Source organism: Aquabacter sediminis (assembly GCF_028863665.1).
In the GTDB taxonomy this organism is placed as follows: Bacteria; Pseudomonadota; Alphaproteobacteria; order Rhizobiales; family Xanthobacteraceae; genus L1I39.
On record NZ_JARBFX010000026.1, the window covers coordinates 2501 to 5644 of the forward strand.

The 3144-nt window shown below is 55.9% G+C and carries 2 tRNA genes and 2 rRNA genes (1 of these 4 running past the window's edge); all 4 read right to left on the reverse strand.

The window, feature by feature from the left end:
• A 23S ribosomal RNA gene (locus PV781_RS23955) occupies positions 1–529 on the reverse strand; it reaches 2288 nt to the left of the window's first position.
• 374 nt (positions 530–903) lie between these two features.
• Positions 904–979, reverse strand: a tRNA-Ala gene (locus tag PV781_RS23960).
• Positions 980–1027: 48 nt separating this feature from the next.
• Positions 1028–1104, reverse strand: a tRNA-Ile gene (locus PV781_RS23965).
• Positions 1105–1331: 227 nt separating this feature from the next.
• Positions 1332–2816 (reverse strand): 16S ribosomal RNA (locus PV781_RS23970).
• Together the 16S and 23S rRNA genes with 2 tRNA genes alongside form the textbook arrangement of a ribosomal RNA operon.
• Positions 2817–3144: the final 328 nt, after the last annotated feature.

Sequence of the window (3144 nt, forward strand, 5' to 3'; positions counted from 1 at the left end):
CGGTACTGGTTCGCTATCGGTCGCTAAGGAGTACTTAGGCTTGGAGGGTGGTCCCCCCATGTTCAGACAGGATTTCACGTGTCCCGCCTTACTCGAGGACGAAGGTTTGCATTACTCGTACGGGGCTATCACCCACTAAGGCACCGCTTTCCTGACGGTTTCCGATTGTCTCACCTTCGCCACTGGCCTGATCCGCGTTCGCTCGCCACTACTAGCGGAGTCTCTGTTGATGTCCTTTCCTCCGGGTACTTAGATGTTTCAGTTCCCCGGGTTCGCCTCTAATCCCTATGAATTCAGGATCAGATACCTTCATATGAAAACTGGAAATCCGAAGTCTAAACTTCGGTCAGATCGAAACCCCACCGAGGTCGAAACCTCGGAGTTCCAGTTTTCGAAGGTGGGTTTCCCCATTCGGAAATCTCCGGATCAAAGCTTGTTCGCAGCTCCCCGAAGCTTATCGCAGCGTACCACGTCCTTCTTCGCCTCTTAGCGCCAAGGCATCCACCGAATGCCCTTAAGACACTTGATCGTTCTCATCGTCGATGCCCACCCCTCGGCAGAGGTCCCAGGCCGTTGGGCCTGGACGGGTCGACGCACTCATTTAAAAGACCAGCTTCAACATTGTTCCAATGACGGTGCGGTCAGCACCCGCCGGCGACGTCTCTTCGAACCACCCTGCCAAGGCTTGACGCTTCGGCTGGATGTTTCTTGATCGCCGCCCGCCCCATTACTGAGGCAGATCGAACAATGCTCTATTCACGATGTCAGACAGCAGCATGCCTTCCGCCGACAAGGTCGGCCTCATGGAAGACATGAAACAGGAATTTCGCGGACAATCTTAAGAGACACCATCTTGTACCCTTCCTCGACAAACGCCTTCCTGGCGAAAGACATTCGGAGAAATGGTGGAGCCAGACGGGATCGAACCGACGACCTCATGCTTGCAAAGCACGCGCTCTCCCAACTGAGCTATGGCCCCAGAACTGAGAACGAAGAGGTACGGGAACGATGACAACCTTCTGGAAGATGGTGGGCCTGGGACGACTCGAACGTCCGACCTCACCCTTATCAGGGGTGCGCTCTAACCACCTGAGCTACAGGCCCGTGAACCGGGCGGCGCTGCCTCTTACAAGAACAACTTGCAAGGACACGCCAGCCTGCGGCGTCAAGCTTGTCCGCGAAGAAAGAGAAACGAAGACGGCGACATCCCGCAAATGCCAGTCCTGACAACGTCTCGTGAGACACGTCATCGGCCAGCTATGATCTAAGAGATCCGATAGTGCATCGGAACCGGACGAACCGGATCTTCGCAGCTGAAGGATCATCCTTAGAAAGGAGGTGATCCAGCCGCAGGTTCCCCTACGGCTACCTTGTTACGACTTCACCCCAGTCGCTGACCCTACCGTGGTCGCCTGCCTCCCTTGCGGGTTAGCCCAGCGCCTTCGGGTAAAACCAACTCCCATGGTGTGACGGGCGGTGTGTACAAGGCCCGGGAACGTATTCACCGTGGCATGCTGATCCACGATTACTAGCGATTCCAACTTCATGCACTCGAGTTGCAGAGTGCAATCCGAACTGAGATGGCTTTTGGAGATTTGCTAGAGGTCGCCCTTTCGCATCCCACTGTCACCACCATTGTAGCACGTGTGTAGCCCAGCCCGTAAGGGCCATGAGGACTTGACGTCATCCCCACCTTCCTCGCGGCTTATCACCGGCAGTCCCCCTAGAGTGCCCAACTGAATGATGGCAACTAGGGGCGAGGGTTGCGCTCGTTGCGGGACTTAACCCAACATCTCACGACACGAGCTGACGACAGCCATGCAGCACCTGTGTGCAGGCTCATTGCTGAGAGAGATCCATCTCTGGAAATCGCCCTGCCATGTCAAAGGCTGGTAAGGTTCTGCGCGTTGCTTCGAATTAAACCACATGCTCCACCGCTTGTGCGGGCCCCCGTCAATTCCTTTGAGTTTTAATCTTGCGACCGTACTCCCCAGGCGGGATGCTTAAGGCGTTAGCTGCGCCACTGAAGAGCAAGCTCCCCAACGGCTAGCATCCATCGTTTACGGCGTGGACTACCAGGGTATCTAATCCTGTTTGCTCCCCACGCTTTCGCACCTCAGCGTCAGTATCGAGCCAGTTGGCCGCCTTCGCCACTGGTGTTCTTGCGAATATCTACGAATTTCACCTCTACACTCGCAGTTCCACCAACCTCTCTCGAACTCGAGGTCGCCAGTATCAAAGGCAGTTCTGGAGTTGAGCTCCAGGCTTTCACCTCTGACTTAACGACCCGCCTACGTGCGCTTTACGCCCAGTGATTCCGAGCAACGCTTGCCCCCTTCGTATTACCGCGGCTGCTGGCACGAAGTTAGCCGGGGCTTCTTCTCCGGTTACCGTCATTATCTTCACCGGCGAAAGAGCTTTACAACCCTAAGGCCTTCATCACTCACGCGGCATGGCTGGATCAGGCTTGCGCCCATTGTCCAATATTCCCCACTGCTGCCTCCCGTAGGAGTCTGGGCCGTGTCTCAGTCCCAGTGTGGCTGATCATCCTCTCAGACCAGCTACGGATCGTCGCCTTGGTGCGCCTTTACCACACCAACTAGCTAATCCGACGCGGGTTCATCCGATGGCGATAAATCTTTCCCCTTGCGGGCACATACGGTATTAGTCCCAGTTTCCCGGAATTATTCCGTACCATCGGGCAGATCCCCACGCGTTACTCACCCGTCTGCCGCTCCCATTGCTGGGCGCTCGACTTGCATGTGTTAGGCCTGCCGCCAGCGTTCGCTCTGAGCCAGGATCAAACTCTCAAGTTGAAGAGTTAGATCTGGCCAATCGCTACGTTACTCATCTCAAAGACGAGGACTGAACCTGAAGAGCCGCTCACGCGGGTCATCCAGATCCGTCAAACGTACGACGACCTAAGTCTTACTCAACTTCCAGTCCGAAGACCGGAAGCGCGCAAGGACATCGCCGTCCACGTTTCTCTTTCTTCTATCAACCTGTCAAACAGCACGAGAAGCAAAGCCCCTCACCCTGCAGCATCACACCGCAGGAACAGACACTCCATCACCCGGCGCCTGAGCCGGCTGTCACAACATCAAGTCGTGAGAAGCATCCAGAGACGACGAACCAGCCGCTGAA